Origin of the sequence: Sphingomonas ginsenosidivorax, assembly GCF_007995065.1 — a bacterium.
Classification (GTDB): domain Bacteria; phylum Pseudomonadota; class Alphaproteobacteria; order Sphingomonadales; family Sphingomonadaceae; genus Sphingomonas; species Sphingomonas ginsenosidivorax.
Genome location: NZ_VOQR01000001.1, coordinates 3,639,393 through 3,654,884 on the forward strand (window position 1 = coordinate 3,639,393; position 15,492 = coordinate 3,654,884).

At 67.3% G+C, this 15,492-nt stretch carries 15 protein-coding genes; 5 read left to right on the top strand and 10 right to left on the bottom strand.

Features of this window, described 5'->3' with window-relative positions:
• Positions 1 to 105: 105 nt before the first annotated feature.
• Positions 106 to 1,251 (top strand): GNAT family N-acetyltransferase, encoded by a 1,146-nt coding sequence (locus tag FSB78_RS16700; RefSeq protein ID WP_147083673.1) that lies wholly within the window; start codon positions 106 to 108, stop codon positions 1,249 to 1,251.
• Here the strand turns inward: FSB78_RS16700 and FSB78_RS16705 are convergent.
• From FSB78_RS16705 to FSB78_RS16715, 3 genes are all read right to left on the bottom strand, one after another.
• A complete protein-coding gene (locus FSB78_RS16705) occupies positions 1,214 to 2,803 on the bottom strand; it encodes a hypothetical protein (RefSeq protein WP_242008361.1) in 1,590 nt (529 codons plus the stop codon). The genes FSB78_RS16700 and FSB78_RS16705 overlap by 38 nt on opposite strands.
• 92 nt (positions 2,804 to 2,895) lie before the next feature.
• A complete protein-coding gene (locus FSB78_RS16710; RefSeq protein WP_242008363.1) occupies positions 2,896 to 4,401 on the bottom strand; it encodes an NAD(P)/FAD-dependent oxidoreductase in 1,506 nt (501 codons plus the stop codon).
• A gap of 237 nt (positions 4,402 to 4,638) precedes the next feature.
• Positions 4,639 to 5,859, bottom strand: a complete 1,221-nt coding sequence (locus FSB78_RS16715; protein ID WP_147083675.1) for an argininosuccinate synthase — start codon at positions 5,857 to 5,859, stop codon at positions 4,639 to 4,641.
• 131 nt (positions 5,860 to 5,990) lie between these two features.
• Here FSB78_RS16715 and FSB78_RS16720 point away from each other — a divergent pair, with 131 nt between their 5' ends.
• Entirely contained in the window at positions 5,991 to 6,371 is a 381-nt protein-coding gene (locus tag FSB78_RS16720; protein ID WP_147083676.1) for an EF-hand domain-containing protein, read from the top strand.
• A gap of 93 nt (positions 6,372 to 6,464) precedes the next feature.
• Here the strand turns inward: FSB78_RS16720 and FSB78_RS16725 are convergent, their stop codons facing one another.
• The 3 genes from FSB78_RS16725 to FSB78_RS16735 all read right to left on the bottom strand — a co-directional run bounded on the left by FSB78_RS16725 (position 6,465) and on the right by FSB78_RS16735 (position 9,301).
• Positions 6,465 to 7,688 (bottom strand): SAM-dependent methyltransferase, encoded by a 1,224-nt coding sequence (locus FSB78_RS16725; RefSeq protein ID WP_147083677.1) that lies wholly within the window; start codon positions 7,686 to 7,688, stop codon positions 6,465 to 6,467.
• A 135-nt stretch (positions 7,689 to 7,823) separates the two neighbouring features.
• Positions 7,824 to 8,579, bottom strand: a complete 756-nt coding sequence (locus tag FSB78_RS16730; RefSeq protein WP_147083678.1) for a molybdopterin-dependent oxidoreductase — start codon at positions 8,577 to 8,579, stop codon at positions 7,824 to 7,826.
• The gene (locus tag FSB78_RS16735) at positions 8,576 to 9,301 is read right to left on the bottom strand and encodes a cytochrome b/b6 domain-containing protein (RefSeq protein ID WP_147083679.1); all 726 of its coding nucleotides are present in this window, start codon (positions 9,299 to 9,301) and stop codon (positions 8,576 to 8,578) included. The genes FSB78_RS16730 and FSB78_RS16735 overlap by 4 nt, the downstream gene beginning before the upstream one ends.
• Positions 9,302 to 9,351: 50 nt before the next feature.
• Here FSB78_RS16735 and FSB78_RS16740 point away from each other — a divergent pair, with 50 nt between their 5' ends.
• Entirely contained in the window at positions 9,352 to 9,969 is a 618-nt protein-coding gene (locus FSB78_RS16740) for a flavin reductase family protein (protein WP_147083680.1), read from the top strand.
• A gap of 109 nt (positions 9,970 to 10,078) precedes the next feature.
• On the opposite strand, the gene FSB78_RS16745 is transcribed toward FSB78_RS16740, so the two are convergent.
• From FSB78_RS16745 to FSB78_RS16760, 4 genes are all read right to left on the bottom strand, one after another.
• The gene (locus tag FSB78_RS16745; RefSeq protein ID WP_147083681.1) at positions 10,079 to 10,843 is read right to left on the bottom strand and encodes a sulfite exporter TauE/SafE family protein; all 765 of its coding nucleotides are present in this window, start codon (positions 10,841 to 10,843) and stop codon (positions 10,079 to 10,081) included.
• The gene (gene rlmN, locus FSB78_RS16750) at positions 10,830 to 12,035 is read right to left on the bottom strand and encodes a dual-specificity RNA methyltransferase RlmN (RefSeq protein WP_147083682.1); all 1,206 of its coding nucleotides are present in this window, start codon (positions 12,033 to 12,035) and stop codon (positions 10,830 to 10,832) included. Before rlmN ends, FSB78_RS16745 begins: the two co-directional genes overlap by 14 nt.
• A 219-nt stretch (positions 12,036 to 12,254) precedes the next feature.
• Positions 12,255 to 12,725 carry a hypothetical protein gene (locus FSB78_RS16755; protein WP_147083683.1) on the bottom strand — a complete coding sequence of 157 codons (471 nt, stop codon included), beginning with the start codon at positions 12,723 to 12,725 and terminating at the stop codon, positions 12,255 to 12,257.
• On the bottom strand, positions 12,722 to 13,378 hold the full coding sequence (locus FSB78_RS16760; protein ID WP_422396720.1) for a histidine phosphatase family protein: 657 nt from the start codon (positions 13,376 to 13,378) through the stop codon (positions 12,722 to 12,724). Before FSB78_RS16760 ends, FSB78_RS16755 begins: the two co-directional genes overlap by 4 nt.
• Before the next feature lie 165 nt (positions 13,379 to 13,543).
• Between FSB78_RS16760 and FSB78_RS16765 the strand changes: the two genes are divergently transcribed.
• Positions 13,544 to 14,197, top strand: coding sequence for an outer membrane protein (locus FSB78_RS16765; RefSeq protein WP_147083685.1), 654 nt, complete (start codon positions 13,544 to 13,546; stop codon positions 14,195 to 14,197).
• Positions 14,198 to 14,340: 143 nt separating this feature from the next.
• Positions 14,341 to 15,459 (top strand): DNA polymerase III subunit beta, encoded by a 1,119-nt coding sequence (dnaN, locus tag FSB78_RS16770; RefSeq protein ID WP_147083686.1) that lies wholly within the window; start codon positions 14,341 to 14,343, stop codon positions 15,457 to 15,459.
• Positions 15,460 to 15,492: the final 33 nt, after the last annotated feature.

The window sequence follows — 15,492 nt, forward strand, 5'->3', positions numbered from 1 at the left end:
CCGCCCTTCACCACGGACGTCTCCCAGCTGGGCCCCGGCCTTCGCCGGGGAACGCAGTATGCGGAAGGCTTTGCGATTCATGGCCGATCGCACCATCTATCCACGATGACCGCACTCACCGCTCGCATCGCCCAAGGCGTCACGACGATCGACGCCGTGGATTGGGACGCGTGCGCAGGCACGAGTAATCCGTTCGTCGGCCATGCCTTCCTCGCTGCACTCGAAGAATCGGTCAGCGTCAACGGCCGCTCGGGCTGGCAGGCGTTGCCGATCGTCATCGACGGCGCCGACGGCCGCCCCGCCGCGATCGCCCCCGCCTATGCCAAGAGCCACAGCCAGGGCGAATATGTCTTCGACCAGGGCTGGGCCGACGCGTGGGAGCGGGCCGGGGGGCAGTATTATCCGAAGCTGCAGATCGCGGCGCCGTTCAGCCCGGTGCCCGGACCCCGGCTGCTGCTGCGCGACCCGGATCTCGCGCCCGCGCTGATCGCCGCGCTCGAGGCAGTGACCGACCAGAGCGGGCTGTCGTCCGCGCACGCGACCTTCATTGCGCCCGACGAGGTGCCGCTGTTCGAGGCGGCGGGGTGGCTGATCCGCCAGGGCACGCAGTTCCACTGGCGCAACGACGGCTATGCAGGGTTCGACGACTTCCTCGGTGCGCTGTCGTCACGCAAGCGGAAAGCGATCCGCAAGGAGCGGGTCGCGGCGGTCGAGGGGCTGACGATCCGGCACCTGACCGGCGCCGAGATAACGCCGGCGCACTGGGACGCGTTCTGGGTGTTCTACCAGGATACCGGCGCGCGCAAATGGGGGCAGCCCTATCTGACGCGGCGCTTCTTCGACCTGCTGGGGTCCGCAATGGCGGATCGCATCCTGCTGATCTTCGCCGAGCGCGACGGGGTGGCCGTAGCGGGCGCACTCAACCTGATCGGCGACGATACGCTGTACGGGCGCTATTGGGGCGCGACCGAGGAGGTGCCGTTCCTCCATTTCGAGCTCTGCTATTACCAGGCGATCGACGCCGCGATCGCGCGCGGGCTGACGACGGTCGAGGCGGGCGCACAGGGCGAGCACAAGCTGGCGCGCGGCTATTCGCCGGTCGCGACCTATTCCGCGCACTATATCCCCGATCCCGGCTTCCGCCGCGCGATCGCCGACTATCTGGTGCGCGAGCGCGAGGCAGTCGCGGCGGACCGCGACTGCCTGCAGGAGCTCACTCCGTTCCGGCGGGGCGATCCTCAAGCCGGTTGACCCGGAACAGCGTGCTGGTCTCGTCGCGCCACACCGGCGTCAGGTCGCGGACCAGCGCGGGGTCGTAGGCGGGCGGCGTGATCAGCCAGACATAGTCGAACGCCGCGCGCGGGAACTGCCCCAGCGCCTTCGAGATGGGCCGCCACCACTGCCCGCGGCAGGGGCGGTCGGTAACGATCTCCGACGGGTCGTGCGCGAACCCGCCCGCGTCGTGATAGCGAGTCGTCATCAGCTGCGCGCCGGCCATCGACCATTGATCGTTGGTGAACGCCATCCGCCGTTCCAGCAGCAGCGCGGGGACATGCTCCAACCGCGTATAGGCCCAGTCGTCGCGGCACCGCCGGCCGACGAACGAGACCACGCGGGCGCGCTCGGGGACGCGGTCGATCGCAGCCAGCGCCTGCGTATAGGCGCGGTCGTAGATCAGATAGCTGACCGTGGTCGCGGTCAGCCGCGCGGCGAAGAAGCTGAACCCGATCGCCGCGATCACCGACGCGCCGCGCAGCGACACGCCCGGCCGCGGCCGCAGCGCGATCAGCGCGAAGGCGAGCATGAACGGCGCGAGCCGCATATCGGCATAGGCCGACCCGAACACGATCCGCGGCAACAGGATGTAGACGACCAGCAGGAAGGCGGCGGAGAGCCCCAGATTGCGCGAATATTCGATCCGCTGGTCGCGCACGCCGCGCAGCAGGATGACGAACAGCAACGTCACCGACGCGATGTCGAACGGCATCCAGCGGTCGCGCAGGATCATCGTGATCCAGTTCATCTTCCAGCGCCAGTCGAACCAGTCCTGCGTCTTGCCGGTGACGTGGTCGCCCGACCGCCACAGCACCATCATCACCATCGGCAGCGCGAGCGGCAGGCAGTTGAGCCCCGCGCGGACGAACGCGTTCACCCAGCCGTGCTGCGCGCCATTCCGGCGGATGTCATGCTGGCGGATCAGCTCCGCCGAGAAGGCGAGGATGCCGAGCACGCCCCAGCCAAAGGTGTGGCAGAGCCAGAGCAGGCACGACAGCGGCACGAACACCGCGGCGCGCAGCCGCAACCGGTTCAGCCGCCCCAGCCGCAGCCACAATGCGAACATGTTGAGCGCGAGCGCCATCGCCAGCGCGAAGTTCACGAAGCCGAACTGGAAGGGATAGCTGTACGCCAGCGGCAGCGCGAACAAAGCGGTCGCCGGGATCCGGCCATGCACCTCGCGCGCGATCCACAGCAGCCCCGACACGGTCAGCGCGGGGATCGCCATCACGATCAGCTTGACCGCGAGCTCGAGGCCGAAGATCGGCGCCAGCGGCTCGATCAGCAGGTCGACGCCGAGATTGCCGATCAGCGACCAGCGAAAGTCGTACCACTGCGACAGCCAAGGATTGTCGTCGATCGCGAGCTGGACGCGGTAGCGGCCCATATGCCCGGGCAGGTCGACCAAGGGCGGGATCTGCGGCCACAGCAGCGGGATGATCGACGCGAGCGCCACCGCGATCACGAATGTCCGCGTCTGCCACCAGCGCAGCTGGTCGCCGCCCGTCCTGTCCCCCTGTGTCGTCATGTCGCCGCGGACCCTAGGGGCGGGCAGGCGGTCTAGACAAGGGCCGCTGCGATGAGTCGGTCAGTATCGTGCCGCGCGCACGGCCACTTCGGTCATGCGGCCTTGAGGCGTGTCGGCACGTCGCGGACCGAGGCGAGCGCTGCCTGTTCGCCCTCTTGGCCCGCCTCGTGATATTCGGCGTCCTCGTTGACGGTCCAGATATCGTGGATGCGCGCGCCGGCCTGGATGTTGCGGACGGTGAGCATCGCGGTCATCATCGCGTGATCCTGGTTGTTGTAGCGGTGCATGCCGTTGCGCCCGACGCAGTGCAAAGTCGGATGGCGCGCCTCGATTTCCTGCCGGAGCGCGTCGACATTGTCGCGATAGTCCTCGTCATAGACGGGATACGCCTTTTCCTGCCGCACCACGACGCCGCCGGTAACGTGCGCCGGGTCGCACAGGCCGAGGATCGCCATTTCCTTCGTCGCCAGCGCGACGAGGTCGGCATCGCTCGACGCCCAGAGCCCGTCGCCCTCGAAGCAGAAATATTCGAGGCCGACGCAGGCGATGTCGGCGTCGGGGACCATCTCCGGGCTCCAGCTGCGGAAATTCTGGACGCGGCCGACCTTCACCTTCGAATCGTGGATGTAGATCCAGTTGTCGGGGAACAGGTCGGGCGATTTGATCATCAGCGCGACGGTCAGGAAGTCGCGGTAGCGCAAGGCCGCCGCCTGCGGCAGCGTGCCGGGCAGCGGGTGCAGCCGGCCGGCCAGCTCGCGCATCGGTGCGCTGCTGATGACGTGGCGGGCCGCGATCGCGACCGTCGCGCCGTCCGGGCCGGTCGCCGTGAGGCGCCAGCGGTCGGTGCCGCTTTCCTGCGCGAGTTGCTTGAGCGCATGACCCATCAGGATGGTGTTGCCCTGCGCGAGCACCTTGTCGCGCGCGGCGTCCCACATCATCCCGGGCCCCAGTCGCGGGTACCGAAAACTTTCGAGCAGCGTCTTGGTCTGCATGCCGTCGTTTGGCTTGCGGTTGAGCCCGAGCGAGCGCTTGAGCCCGTCGATCACCGCGCCGCCGAGGCTCAGCCCCTTGATCCGCTGCGCCGCCCAGTCCGCCGACATCGCGTCGCACGGCATGCCCCAGACCTTCTCGGTATAGGTCTTGAAGAAGATCGAATAGAGCTTGTGCCCGAACTGGTTGACGACCCAGTCCTCGAAACTGCGGACGGTGCTCCGGGGACGCAGCTTGGCTTTCGCATAGCTCGCCATGCACAACGTCGAACGCCACAGCCCGAGATTGCCGAGCGCCTCGAACGCGCGCAGCGGATAGCTGTAGAATTTGCCCTCGTAATAGATCCGGCTCATCCGCGGGCGTTCGATGAAATCGTCCGGCAGGATCTCGTTCCAGAGATCGACCACCGCCTGCGATTTCGAGAAGAATCGGTGGCCGCCAATGTCGAAGCGGAAGCCGTCATGCTCGACCGTGCGACTGATCCCGCCGACATAGGTCGGGTCCCGCTCGATCACGGTGACGCTGTAGCCCGCCTTGCCGAGCAGATAGGCGGCGGTGAGCCCGGCGGGGCCGGCGCCGATGATCGCTACGTCTACGGTGTCCGGCATCCATGGCATTCCCAACGAGGTGGGACTGCCATGGGGGCAGAGGTTCTAAGCTGTGGTTAACGGATCGTGAGGTTGAGGCGCGCGCAGAGCGGAGCATAACTTCTCCCCTCCCTGAAAGGGAGGGGTCGGGGGTGGGTTGGCCCGTTTGTGACGTACCGGCGCCATGATGCGGAACCCGACCCACCCCCAGCCCCTCCCTTTCAGGGAGGGGAGAAAAAGGTTGCCGCCGACGTCTTCTCAGATCTGGTCGCGCCGCCCGAGCAGCCGCAGACGCAGCGCGTTGAGCTTGATGAAGCCCGCGGCGTCGCGCTGGTCGTACGCGCCCTGGTCGTCCTCGAACGTCACGACCTTTTCCGAATAGAGCGAGTTGGGCGATTTGCGGCCCACGACGTACACGCCGCCCTTGTAGAGCTTGAGGCGGACGGTGCCCGAGACCTTCTCCTGGCTGTGGTCGATCGCCACCTGCAGCATCTCGCGCTCGGGGCTGAACCAGAAGCCGTTGTAGAGCAGCTCGGCATAACGCGGTGCCAGCTCGTCCTTCAGATGCGCGGCACCGCGGTCGAGCGTCAGCTGCTCGATCCCGCGATGCGCGAGGTGATAGATCGTGCCGCCCGGCGTCTCGTACATGCCGCGGCTCTTCATGCCGACGAAGCGGTTCTCGACCAGGTCGAGGCGGCCGATGCCGTGCTTGCGGCCGAGGTCGTTGAGCTTGGCGAGCAACGTCGCCGGGCTCATCCCCTCGCCGTTGATCGCGACGCCGTCGCCGCGCTCGAAGTCGATCGTGATGAATTCGGGCGCGTCGGGCGCGTCCTCGGGGTTCACCGTGCGCGAATAGACATAGTCGGGGACCTCGTCCCACGGGTTCTCGAGCACCAGGCCCTCGGACGACGTGTGCAGCAGGTTCGCGTCGGTCGAGAAGGGCGCTTCGCCGCGCTTGTCCTTGCTGACCGGAATCTGGTGCTGCTCGGCGAACTCGATCAGCCTGGTGCGGCTGGTGAGATCCCACTCGCGCCAGGGCGCGATCACCTTGATGTCGGGCGACAGCGCGTAATAGCCGAGCTCGAAGCGGACCTGGTCGTTGCCCTTTCCGGTCGCGCCGTGGCTGACCGCGTCGGCGTTGACCATCCTGGCGATCTCGATCTGGCGCTTGGCGATCAGCGGCCGCGCGATCGACGTGCCGAGCAGGTACAGCCCCTCGTACAGCGCGTTCGAACGCATCATCGGGAAGACGTAGTCGCGCACGAATTCCTCGCGCAGGTCGTCGACGAAGATGTGCTCGGGCTTGACGCCCATCATCTCGGCTTTCGCGCGCGCGGGCTCGAGTTCCTCGCCCTGGCCGAGATCGGCGGTGAAGGTGACGACCTCGCAGTTGTAGGTCTGCTGCAGCCATTTCAGGATCACGCTGGTGTCCAGACCGCCCGAATAGGCGAGGACGACGCGGTTGATGGAATCGCTCATGGTGCAGTCCTTGGGCAAGTGAAATATGCCCGCGCCCCTATGCGCATGGGACCGCGCGTGCAACCGCGCGCGTTCATTGGGCGTACAAGCCGGCTGGGCTAGGCCCGCGCGCAGATCAATTGGAGACACCTGTGTTCCGTCAGACTTTCGCCATCCTCGCGCTCGCCGGCCTCGCGACGCCCGCGCTCGCGCAGGAAACCCGCGCATCGGCCGCGGCCAAGTTCCAGAAGGAGTTCGCCGCGTCGGACACCAACAGTGACGGCGTCCTCACGCGCGCGGAAGTGCAGGCGCGGATCGGTCAGATGAAGACCGGAAAGGGCAAGCTCGACCCGGTCCATGCCAAGCGGATGGCGGATCTGTGGTTCGGATCGGCGGACAAGAACAAGGACGGCAAGGTAAGCCAGTCCGAGGCGCAGGCGCTGCTCGCGGCGACGTTCGCGAAATATGACGCGAACGGCGACGGCAAGATCGGCGGCGAAGAGCGCGCGGCCGCGGCGAAGGGCGGGCGGTAAGACCCTTCGTCATCCCGGGCTCGTCCCGGGATCCAGGGTTACAGGCGCTGCGTTCCGTTACCCTGGATCCCGGGACAAGCCCGGGATGACGGACTAGCCGCGAAACGCCTGCTCGGTCTCGCCGATATAGTCGCGCGTCAACGGCACGGCGTAGCGGCTCTTGGCGAGCTGCACCTGGTAGTTGACCATCCCCCCGGTGCGGAACGCGGCCGCTGCACCCGCCAGGTAAAACGTCCACATCCGATAGAACCGCTCGTCGTACAGCGCGACGATCGCGTCCTTTGCGGCGACGGTGCGGTCGTACCAGAGGTCGATCGTCATCGCGTAATGGACGCGGAGAACCTCGATATCGGTCGGGAACAGCTTGGTGCCTTCATAGCCGCGAACGATCTCCGACAGCGCCGGGTTGTAGCCGCCGGGGAAGATGTACTTGGTGGTGAAGGTGTCGGTGACGCCCGGCACGCCCATCCGCCCGATCGTGTGGAGCAGCATCACGCCGTCGGCGGTCAGCAGCTCGCGGCACTTGCGGAAGAACGCCTTGTAGTGCGCGGGGCCGACATGCTCGAACATGCCGACCGACACGATCCGGTCGAACTGGCCGGTGACCGCGCGGTAGTCGATCAGCTCGAACTTGACCTTGTCGGCGACGCCGGCCTCTTCGGCGCGGCGGCGCGCGACCTTCAGCTGTTCCTCGGAGAGCGTGACGCCGAGCACCTCGGCACCGGTCTTCTCGTGCAGGTAGAGCGCCATCCCGCCCCAGCCGCAGCCGATATCGAGCACGCGCATGCCGGGCTTGAGCAGCAGCTTGGCGGCGATATGCGCCTTCTTGTCGCCCTGCGCCTGTTCGAGGCTGTTGGCGGGATCGGTGAAGTACGCGCAGCTATACTGGCGGTCGGCGTCGAGGAAGAGGTCGTAGAGCCGGTCGGACAGGTCGTAGTGATGCGCGACGTTCTTCTTCGACCGCCTGGCCATGTTCACGCGGTCGACGCGGTGGACGACCTTGTCGAGCAGCTTGATCGGCAGCGAGGGCTTGAGCGCGTCGCCCTTCTCCCAGGGCGTGTTGCCCTTGAGCAGGTTGACGAGGTCGCGGATGTCGCCCTGGTCGATGACGAGGCGCCCGTCCATGAACGCCTCCGCCGCGCCGAGCGCCGGGTTGCGGACGATCGCGCCGGGTGCGCCCGTGTCGGTGAACCGGACCGCGACGCTCGGCAGCGTCGCGTCGGGCGTGCCGAAGCTCTTGATGGTGCCGTCGGCATAGGTGACGGTGATCTGGCCGCGCTTGACGAACCGGGCGAAGAAACGATCGATGAGTGCCATGCTGCGGGTGCTAACGACTGGTACGGAAATGCGCCACCCCGTCTTTCCGTCACCCAGCGCAGGCCGGGGTCTCCCGTTGCTAAAGCGCGCATGCCGCACAAGACCCCAGCCTGCGCTGGGGTGACGGGTGCGTGGCTAGATTCCCGCATACCAGTCGTAATCGACGTTATCCTCCCAATAGCCGCCCTTGCCCTTGCCGATACCGTCGAGGCTCGCGACCGCGTCGATCGCCATGACGTATTTGGCGTGCTTGTAGCCGAGCTGCCGCTCGACGCGCAGCCGCACGGGGGCGCCGTGCGCGACGTCGAGCACGCGGTCGTTCAGCGCCCAGGCGAGGATCGTCTGCGGGTGGAAGGCGTCGACCAGATCGATAGACTCGTAATAGGGCGTGCCGCGGTACAGGTCGGCGCAGGTGAAGACGATGTAGCGCGCCTGGGGCCGCAACCCCGCCGCGGTGAGCAGCGCACCGAGCTTCGGGCCCTGCCATTTGCCGATCGCGCTCCACCCCTCGACGCAGTCGTGCCGCGTGATCTGCGCGCGCTGCGGCATCTGGCGAATTTGCGGCAACGTCAGCGACAGCGGCCGGTCGACCAGCCCGCCGATTTTTAGCCGATAGTCCGCGAAATTGTTGGCGACCATCGCGGTATAGCCGGGGGTGCCGGGATCGCGCGTGCCGTTCGAGCGGAAGATCGGCGACATCTGCGCAGGGCTGAACTCGGGCGCGAGCGCGGCGCGGTCGGTCAGTGCGCGCTGCAGCCCACGGTTCATCTCCTCGCCCATGAACAGGATTCGCCGCGCCGTTGGATGCTGGATCACCTTGTCGCAGCCCGTGAGCAGCGCACCGGCACCGATCGCCGCGCCGCCGACCAGCGCGCGTCTCGTCAGGATCATGCCGCGTCCTCCGGTTGCGCCCAGCGCCCGGTGATCATCGAGCGCACCTCGTTCCAAACGCCTGCCAGGATGACGAGCGCTAGGTGGGCGACGATGAACAGTGTCAGCCCGCTCGCGGCGATGAAGTGGATCGACCGCGCCGATTGCCGCCCGCCGAACAGGTCGAGCAGCCACGGCCAGGCCGCGTCCATGTTGGGCGACATCGCGAGGCCGGTGAAGATCATCAGCGGGATGAGCACGAAGATCGTCGCGACATAGGAGAGCTTCTGCAGGATGTTGTACGCGCCGGGCTTCCGCGGATCGTGGAAGCGCAGCGCCAGATGCTCGCGGACGTCGTGCGCCAGTTCCCGCGGCGCGATCTCCGCCGCGCGTACGCGCAGATCGCGCTGGAAATGGCGGTTGATCAGGCTGACGACCATGAACCCGAGCAGCGCGAAGGCGAGCACCAGCGCGAACAGCAGGTGCCAGCGGCGCGATATGGCGAGATTGTAGCTGGCGGGAATCGTGATCAGGTTGAGCCCCGTCACCACCCAGTTCGGCCACTGGTCGAGCGTCGTCCACGCCGAATCGAAATTCGCGCCGTAGCGGCCCCAGTAGAATCGCGGATGCGCCTTGAGGATGCCGACGCCGCTGCCGATCATGATGAACATCGTGATCGCGGTCACCCAATGCCAGACACGGGTCGCGACGGCGTGACGCTTGATGAGGACGGGTTCGGTCATGCTCGGTCTTCTACTAGGCAATCGAACCTGAACGTAGCAGGGATGCGGCCATGACCGAATGGCATTCTTACCAACCCGCAAATGGCCACCGCCTGCCGCACGACCCCCTCAACGCGATCGTCGCGCCGCGCCCCATAGGCTGGGTCAGCTCGTTGTCCGCGGACGGCGTGGCGAACCTCGCGCCCTACAGCTTCTTCAACCTGTTCAACTATCGCCCGCCGCTGATCGGCTTCTCGTCGATGGGGTGGAAGGACAGCGTCGCGAACATCGCGGCGACCGGCGAGTTCGTCTGGAATCTCGTCACGCGCGACCTGGGCGAGGCGATGAACGCCACGGCCGCCAACGTCGCGGCCGACGTCGACGAGTTCGCGCTGGCGGGGATCGAGACGCTGGCGTCGCTGCACGTCAAGCCGCCGCGCGTCGCGGCGAGCCGCGCGCAGTTCGAATGCAAGGTGACGCAGATCGTCCGGCTGCAGACCAAGGAGGGCACCGAGCTCGATCAGTGGCTGGTGCTGGGCGAGGCGGTCGCGATCCATATCGACGCGGCGTTGCTGGAGGACGGAATCTACCAGACCGCCCGCGCGGAGCCGATTTTGCGCGGCGGCGGCCCGGCGGATTATTTCGCGATCACCGAGGACGCGCTGTTCCAGATGCGCCGGCCGGGATAGCGTCCCCCCCCCACACCGTCACCCCAGCGCAGGCTGGGGTCTCCCGTTAGAAAAGCGAGCCCTTGCCGCACGAGACCCCAGCCTTCGCTGGGGTGACGGAGAGGGAGTGTCAGGCGTAGGCCCTGTAGAAGAACACGATCGTCGTCGCGATCGTTACCAGCAGCGTCCACACCCGGATGACCCTGGCCGGCAGCACCAGCCCCAGCTTCGCCCCGAAATGCCCGCCAACGATCCCGCCGAGCAGCATCGGCACGCACAGCGCCCAATAGACCATCCCGGTCGCGATGAAGATGATCGTCGCGGCGAGGTTGGCGACCGCGAGCATCAGCGTGCGCGGCGCGGCGAGCTCGGCAGGCGTCGCGCCCGACAACAGCCCCCATGCCGCGGTCAGCATCAGCCCGACGCCGCCGCCGAAATAGCCGCCATAGATTCCGAGCATCGCCTGCACGCCGACCAGCGACTTCGGCCCGATTTCGACTCGCGAGCGCAGCCACAAAGACGCCTGCGTCCCGAACGCGATCGCCAGCGTCGCGAACAGTAGCAGCCACGGCACGATCAGGTCGAACGCACGCGCCGAGGTCGCGACCAGCAACAGGCTGCCGACCAGCCCGCCGATAAAGGTGGTCCCCGCCATCGTCCGCATGCCGACGCCCGAGACGGGTTCGAGCCCGTGGCGATAGGTCCAGGCGCTCGCCATCGCACCGGGCTGGAGCGAGACGTTGCTCGTCGCATTGGCGAAGGTCGACGGTACGCCCAGCCCGATCAGCGCGGGCATCGTCGCGAAGCTGCCGCCGCCGGCCAGCGCGTTCATCGCGCCGCCCAGAACCCCCGCAACCGCCGCCAGCCCCAACGCACCCCAATCAGGCAAAGACATTCGGTCCGGCAGCCGCTTCGCGATCGAGCTGCGCGCGGCTTTTCTTCTCCGCGGCGGTCTTGAGCTGTCCGCACGCCGCATCGATGTCGCGCCCGCGCGGGGTGCGCACCGGCGCGGAGATCCCGGCGCCGAACACGATGCTCGAGAACGACTTGATCCGCTCGGGCGTCGAACACTCGTATTCCGCGCCCGGCCACGGGTTGAAGGGGATCAGGTTGACCTTGGCCGGCAGCTCGTACTTCCGCAGCAGCCGGACGAGTTCGCGCGCGTCCGCGTCCGAATCGTTCTTGTCCTTGAGCATCACATACTCGAACGTGATGCGGCGCGCGTTGTTGGTGCCGGGATAGTCGGCGCACGCCTGGAGCAGTTCCTCGATGCCGTATTTGCGGTTGAGCGGCACGAGTTCGTCGCGCACCTCCTTGGTCACCGCGTGCAGCGATACCGCGAGGTTGACGCCGATCTCGGCACCGGCGCGCGCCATCATCGGCACCACGCCGCTGGTCGACAGCGTGATCCGCCGGCGGCTGAGCGCGAGGCCGGCGCCGTCCATGACGAGTTTCAGCGCGTCGCGGACATTCTCGAAATTATAGAGCGGCTCGCCCATCCCCATCATCACGATGTTGGTGAGCATCCGGCCCTCGGGCTGGCTCGGCCATTCGCCGAGTGAATCGCGCGCGAGCATCACCTGCCCGACGATCTCGGCGGGCGTCAGGTTGCGGACCAGCCGCATCGTGCCGGTGTGGCAGAAGGTGCAGTTGAGCGTGCAGCCGACCTGGCTCGACACGCACAGCGTGCCGCGATCCGCGTCGGGGATGAACACCATCTCGTAATCCTGCGCGTCGTCCGAGCGCAGCAGCCACTTGCGCGTCCCGTCGGTCGAAACCTGCGCCTCGACCACATTGGGACGGCTGATCACGAAGCGCTGTTCGAGCCAGGGGTGCATCGTCTTCGAGATGTCGGTCATCGCCGAGAACTCGGTCGCGCCCCGGTTGTAGATCCAGTGCCACAATTGCTTGGCGCGCAGTTTCGCTTGGCGCGGCTCGAGCTGCGACGTCTCCAGCGCCATCCGCAGGTCGTCGAGCGACAGCCCGAGCAGGTCGATACGCCCGTCGCTGCGCGGGGCCAGCGTGCGGGGAACGGGCACGGGATCGATGTGCCCGGGGATGGGCATCAGGTTGGCGGCGGTCTGCATGCGCGGGCACATAGGGGATTTCTGGTGTTTTTTCTACTGGGTGCGGGACGGGGAATCTGGCGCACCCCTTCCTGCTTTTTTACCTCCCCGGCGAAGGCCGGGGCCCAACTGGGAAGGTCCTCGTAACCTCGGGCAGAGCGCCGTTACCATCGTCCCCCAATTGGGCCCCGGCCTTCGCCGGGGGGGGGGGTGATAGATGGCGATGTCGCTGTGCGGGCCTCACCCCCCGCTACACGCCAGCGTCGCCGCGTCGATCGCGGTCGCCGCGCCGGCCAGCGCATAGACGTCGGCGAAGGGGCGACCGCCGACGCCGACCGCCTCGACGCTCATGCTGCGCGCGGAGCGCAGCGCGGCGACGATCGCGCGGTCGCTCGGCGCGTCGGTAGCCCAGGCATCGAGACCGTTGGCGACAAGTGCGAACCGCCGTTCGCCGACGGTCAGCGTGACGCCTGCCGACCGATCGCGCTCGCGGCTCAGGCGGATGTGGAGCGATCCGCGCAGACCCCGTTGCGGCCAGTTGGCGATGCTCGCGAACCCGTTGGGACGCCCTCCCGCCATCAGCGGGCGCGCGATCGCGTAGCAGCGGCGCGGCGATGCGTCGCGGAACGCACCCCAGCGCTTGTAGATGCCGATCTGCTCACGCGCCGCGGCGGGGGTGGCGACCAGGAGCAGGACGAGCAACGCCCTCATGCGGGCGCGAGGCCGGTACCGTGATGCGGAACGCTCGCGCGGCCGTTCTCGACCAGCGTGATCGACCCCTGCGGCAGACCCGGCGCGATCGGCGCGCCGAGCAACGGATCGACCGGGGCGTCCGTCATCACGCCGAGCATTACCCGGCTCGAAATGCCGTGCATGACGACGAGGCGGTCGCCCTGATCCTGTGCGGTATCCGCCAGCCAGCCGCCGACGCGCGCGGCGATCTGCGGATAGGTCTCGCCGTCGGGCGCGCATCGCAGCGCCCCGCCCGGGAGCATGATCGACCCCTGCTCGGCGACGACGTCCGCATAGGACCGCCCGCCCCACGACCCCATGCCGATCTCGACCAGTCGTGCGTCGGTGCGGGCGTCGTGCCAGTCGAGTCCCAGATGTTCCGCGATCACCGCGAGCGTCTGCAGCGCGCGCCCGGTCGGCGACGCCCAGAGCGTCAGCGCGGGTCGGTCGCCGAGCAGCGCGTGCAGCGCCTGTCCGAGCGCGTCGGCCTGCGCGAATCCGGCGCGCGTCAGCGGGGTGTGCGGGGCATCGCCCTGCAGTCGCCCGGCGGCGTTGAACACGGTTTCGCCGTGGCGCGCGACGAAATCGCGGCCCTTGCGCCGGCCATGGGGCTCGGCTGGACCGTCGTCCAATTCGGCTCGGCGCGGGCTTGGAATCATACGCCGCGTTTCAACCCCCTGTGGCGCAAACGCAACGGATTTCCGCGTTTATCTGGGGTTCATGCAACGCGCCGCGGACTGGTCCATTGGGCCCGTCCGCCCCGTGTTCGGGGGCGGATGCAAAGAGTGGAGTATCCCATGCGTAAGATCCTCGTCGCCCTCGTCGCCACCTCGGCGTTCGCGACTCCCGTGCTCGCGCAGAGCGCCAACCCGACCTTCAGCGGCGCGCGCGTCGAAGCCACGCTCGGCTATGATCACACCGGCGCCGGCAGCAGCGTGTCGAACAACAACGGGCGCGACGACCAGAAGATCGACGGCCTGCTGTACGGCGGCGGTATCGGCTACGACATCGCGACCTCGAGCAACGTCGTGCTCGGCGCCGAGGCCGAACTGACCGGCTCGACGGCGAAGAGCGACCGTAACGACTACACCAGCGATTTCGGCTTCGGTCGCGTCAAGCAGGGCCGCGACATCTATGTCGGTGCGCGCGCCGGCTATGTCGTCGCGCCGACCACGATGCTGTACGTCAAGGGCGGCTACACCAACGCCAAGCTGAACGTGCTCGCAGGCAGCACCAGCCAGACGACCGACACCCGCTTCAACCTCGACGGCTGGCGTCTCGGCGCGGGCGCCGAGCATGCGATGGGCCCGAACAGCTACGCCAAGCTCGAATACCGCTATTCGAACTACGAGCGCAGCAACATCGACTATGCGACCGGCGGCACCAGCGGCCGGTTCGACGTCGACACGGACCGCCACCAGGTGGTCGCCAGCTACGGCTTCCGCTTCTGATCGCCAGTGGTCGAGCGTGTTAACCACGCATTTACTGTGACACGCGAAGGGTCGGGGCGCTTGCTCCGACCCTTTGTTGTTGGGTAGGCTGTACGCGGATTGCCCCCAGCCCGAATCCGGCTGCGGCGGCGGGGGGAATTTTCATGAAGGCGACGATCGAACGCGCAACGCTCCTGAAGGGGCTGAGCCACGTCCAGTCCGTGGTGGAGCGGCGCAACACTATCCCCATTCTTTCCAACGTCCTGCTCGAAGCGACGGCGGAGGGGACGCTGAAGCTGATGGCGACCGATCTCGACCTGCAGATCAACGAATCGGTCGCGGCCGCGGTCGACCAGCCGGGTGCGACGACGGTGTCGGCACACACGCTGTTCGATATCGCGCGCAAGCTGCCGGAAGGGTCGCAGGTCCAGCTCGCCGCTGCCGAGGGTCGCATGACGATCGTCGCTGGGCGTGCGCGCTTCTCGCTCGGCACGCTGCCGCGCGACGATTTCCCGGTGATCGCCGAAGGGGAGCTGCCGACGCAGTTCGAACTGCCTGCGGAAACCCTGAAGCAGATCATCGACAAGACGCGCTTCGCGATCTCGACCGAGGAAACGCGCTATTATCTGAACGGCATCTTCCTGCACGTGGCGGACGGCGACGGCACGACGCCGGTGCTGAAGGCCGCGGCGACCGACGGGCACCGGCTGGCACGCGTCACGCTGCCGCGGCCCGAGGGCGCCGAATCGATGCCCGACGTGATCGTGCCGCGCAAATGCATCGGCGAGCTGCGCAAACTGCTCGACGAGGTCGACGGGTCGGTCGGCGTGTCGCTGTCGCCGACCAAGATCCGCTTCGACCTGGGCAGCGCGATCCTGACGTCGAAGCTGATCGACGGGACCTTCCCGGATTACAGCCGCGTGATCCCGACCGGCAACGACAAGATCCTCAAGATCGACCCCAAGAGCTTCATGCAGGGCGTCGACCGCGTCTCGACCATCGCCACCGAGAAGACCCGTGCGGTGAAAATGGCGCTCGACCGCGACAAGATCACGCTGTCGGTGACCAGCCCCGAAAACGGCACCGCCGCCGAGGAAGTGCCGGGTGACTACGTGGCCCTGCCGTTCGAGATCGGCTTCAACAGCCGCTATCTGATGGACATCCTCGCGCAGATCGACGGCGACATGGTCGAGGTCCATCTGGCCGACGCCGCCGCCCCGACGCTGATCCGCGAGAACGACAAGGCGCCCGCGCTGTACGTGCTGATGCCGATGCGGGTGTGACGCTTGCCGCCGATCGGTGATCGGCGGTATGAT

What these genes read in the sequence shown, in the direction of transcription:
- FSB78_RS16745 (WP_147083681.1), bottom strand. Translation starts at nt 10,843, where the DNA reads ATGTCTTTGCCTGATTGGGGTGCGTTGGGGCTGGCGGCGGTTGCGGGG.
- FSB78_RS16755 (WP_147083683.1), bottom strand. Translation starts at nt 12,725, where the DNA reads ATGAGGGCGTTGCTCGTCCTGCTCCTGGTCGCCACCCCCGCCGCGGCG.
- FSB78_RS16740 (WP_147083680.1), top strand. Translation starts at nt 9,352, where the DNA reads ATGACCGAATGGCATTCTTACCAACCCGCAAATGGCCACCGCCTGCCG.
- rlmN (WP_147083682.1), bottom strand. Translation starts at nt 12,035, where the DNA reads ATGCAGACCGCCGCCAACCTGATGCCCATCCCCGGGCACATCGATCCC.
- FSB78_RS16725 (WP_147083677.1), bottom strand. Translation starts at nt 7,688, where the DNA reads ATGGCACTCATCGATCGTTTCTTCGCCCGGTTCGTCAAGCGCGGCCAG.
- dnaN (WP_147083686.1), top strand. Translation starts at nt 14,341, where the DNA reads ATGAAGGCGACGATCGAACGCGCAACGCTCCTGAAGGGGCTGAGCCAC.
- FSB78_RS16705 (WP_242008361.1), bottom strand. Translation starts at nt 2,803, where the DNA reads ATGACGACACAGGGGGACAGGACGGGCGGCGACCAGCTGCGCTGGTGG.
- FSB78_RS16735 (WP_147083679.1), bottom strand. Translation starts at nt 9,301, where the DNA reads ATGACCGAACCCGTCCTCATCAAGCGTCACGCCGTCGCGACCCGTGTC.
- FSB78_RS16765 (WP_147083685.1), top strand. Translation starts at nt 13,544, where the DNA reads ATGCGTAAGATCCTCGTCGCCCTCGTCGCCACCTCGGCGTTCGCGACT.
- FSB78_RS16715 (WP_147083675.1), bottom strand. Translation starts at nt 5,859, where the DNA reads ATGAGCGATTCCATCAACCGCGTCGTCCTCGCCTATTCGGGCGGTCTG.
- FSB78_RS16710 (WP_242008363.1), bottom strand. Translation starts at nt 4,401, where the DNA reads ATGCCGGACACCGTAGACGTAGCGATCATCGGCGCCGGCCCCGCCGGG.
- FSB78_RS16730 (WP_147083678.1), bottom strand. Translation starts at nt 8,579, where the DNA reads ATGATCCTGACGAGACGCGCGCTGGTCGGCGGCGCGGCGATCGGTGCC.
- FSB78_RS16700 (WP_147083673.1), top strand. Translation starts at nt 106, where the DNA reads ATGACCGCACTCACCGCTCGCATCGCCCAAGGCGTCACGACGATCGAC.